The following is a 2,439-nucleotide window of genomic DNA, read 5'->3' as shown; positions in this document are numbered from 1 at the left end:
CGGCAGATGTACACCCTGGGCTGTGACGTCATCAACAACCCCAAAGGAGGATTTCATGTACCAAAAGTATCCGATTCATCCCCAGAGACTGCGCAAGGTTCCCAGACAGTTCAGCTGGGTGGACCACAGGCTGGTTCGTGACGGTCATATTGAGAGGTTAAGCCATGCTGCAGCAGCCTTGTACCTGTTCCTGGTGACCGTGGGCGATCAGCAGGGGCTTAGCTACTACTCCGACCCCATTGTCATGCAGCGCCTGGGCATGGATGAAGTCACTTTGCAGCAGGCGCGCTTCAATCTGATCCAGGCTGACCTCATTGCCTGGAAGAAACCGCTTTATCAGGTTCTATCCATCCAGGTCCCACCCGTAAATCAGGCCAGGACAGCACAGGCCGGGCCTGTGCACTTCTCAGACGTTCTCAAAAAACTTGCCGGGGGTAACACATGATTGATTATGAGCTTTATGCCAGAATAAAGCACTACCATGAACAAAAAGGACTTACCCCGGCCCAGATAGCAAAAGAACTGCAGCTGGATCCGCGTACAGTGGGCAAATGGCTCGAAGCAAAGCAGTTTCATCAAAGAAAGTCAGTAACAAGACCAAGCAAGCTTGATCCCTTCAAGGATACCATCGTCAGGATGCTGGAGGAGCACCCCTACACAGCCGTCCAGGTTTTGCGCAGCATCAAGGAGCAGGGCTATACAGGAGGCTCCTCCATTCTCAAGGAATACATAAGCAAAGTCAGGCCCAAAAGGTCCAGGGCCTTTTTAAGTCTGGCCTTTGCCCCAGGAGAGTGCGCCCAGGTTGACTGGGGAAATCACGGCTCCATCCAGGTGGGAGACAGCAGGCGCAATCTCAGCTTCTTTGTCATGGTCCTTTGCTACAGCAGGATGATGTATCTTGAGTTCACTGTCTCCCAAAGCATGGAGCACTTCCTGGCCTGTCATCAAAACGCCTTTGACGCATTCGGGGCGGTCCCCAGAAAAATCATGGTGGACAACCTGAAATGTGCAGTGCTCAAGCACCCCTATGGCCAAAAACCGGTTCTAAATCCCAAATATCTTGACTTTGCAAAGCACTGGGGTTTTGAGATCAGTGCCTGCGGAGTCAGAAAGCCCCATGAAAAAGGCCGGGTGGAGAATGCCATAGGTTATGTCAAAAAGAACTTGCTGGCCGGCCTTGAACTGCCGGATTACCGGGCCATCAACCATTACGCCCGCCACTGGTGCAGGGCAACAGCCAATGTGCGTATCCATGCCCAGACCGGCAAGAAGCCGGTGGACATGCTTGAAGAAGAAAGAGAGCACCTTTTGCCCCTGCCTGTTAACACCTATGATATCGGAGTCTTAACCCAGGTCCGGGCCTCGTCGCAGTTCCGGATCACCCTGGAGTCCAACCGCTATTCCGTGCCAGCCAGGTACGCAGGCAAACGCCTGACCTTGAAGACTTATCCTGATCGCTTATGCATCTATGACGGCAACAATCTTGTGGCCAGGCATGTCCGCAGCTTTGATAAAAAAAGGGACATTGAAGACCCCGATCATGTCCAGGAGCTTATTGCCCAGCGCCGGGCAGCCAGGGATCAGCAATTGTTTTCCCGGTTCCTGGCTTTGTCCCCAAGAGCAAAGGATTACTTTTTTGAGTTGGAGAAAAAGCACTTGAACATCAAACACCATGTCCAGAAGATTGTAGCCTTAAGCGAAATCTATGGCTCTGAAGCCGTGTCCAGGGCCATGGACGACGCATTCACCTACAGTGCCTTCTCCTGTGAGTATGTAGCCAACATCCTGGAGCAAAGAGCCAGGACCATGCCCGCACCAGGAGCCCTGCATCTGACCAGGCGAGAGGATCTGCTGGATATTGAAGTCAAAGACCCTGATCTAAGCATTTACGACAAACCCAAGGAGAAAAACCCATGACCAACAAACACCAAAGTGAGGTGCACAGGCTGGAAGAAAATCTCCAGCTGCTCAAGCTAACCTGTATAAAAGAGCAGTACAGGCCGGCGGCTGACAAGGCTGCCAGGCAGAACTGGGATCATCTGGGCTATCTGGCCAGGCTGGTCCAGGCAGAAGCAGATGCCAGGCATGATCGCTCCATCCAACGCCGTATCAGGATGGCCCGTTTCCCAGGCATAAAAACCATGGAGAACTTCGACTGGACATGGCCGACCAAGATCAACCGCCCGGCCATCCAAAACCTCTTTCGCCTTGGATTTATGAAGGACAAGGCCAACATAATAATCCTCGGAGGAGTAGGCCTGGGCAAATCACACATAGCCACAGCCCTGGGTTACAGTGCATGCCTGGAAAAGCATTCTGTGCTGTTTGCCACCACCATAGATGTCATAAACACCCTCTCGGCCGCACAGGCTGCACACAAGCTCAAAACAGAGCTCAAGAAATATGTAAGTCCTGAACTGCTCATTCTGGATGAGCTTG

General features: G+C 52.4%; 3 protein-coding genes. All 3 read left to right on the top strand.

The window, feature by feature from the left end:
- The first annotated feature begins 55 nt into the window (after positions 1 to 55).
- Positions 56 to 445, top strand: coding sequence for a helix-turn-helix domain-containing protein (locus D5S03_RS01525; RefSeq protein WP_008868686.1), 390 nt, complete (start codon positions 56 to 58; stop codon positions 443 to 445).
- Positions 442 to 1,917 carry an IS21 family transposase gene (istA, locus tag D5S03_RS01520; RefSeq protein ID WP_008870029.1) on the top strand — a complete coding sequence of 492 codons (1,476 nt, stop codon included), beginning with the start codon at positions 442 to 444 and terminating at the stop codon, positions 1,915 to 1,917. The genes D5S03_RS01525 and istA overlap by 4 nt, the downstream gene beginning before the upstream one ends.
- Positions 1,914 to 2,439 (top strand): ATP-binding protein (locus D5S03_RS01515; protein ID WP_287042477.1); only part of this gene is annotated, 526 nt, incomplete at its 3' end. The genes istA and D5S03_RS01515, both read left to right, overlap by 4 nt.

Source organism: Desulfonatronospira sp. MSAO_Bac3, from assembly GCF_003838035.1.
GTDB lineage: Bacteria > Desulfobacterota > Desulfovibrionia > Desulfovibrionales > Desulfonatronovibrionaceae > Desulfonatronospira > Desulfonatronospira thiodismutans.
This window is presented reverse-complemented; position numbering and strand designations above follow the sequence as displayed.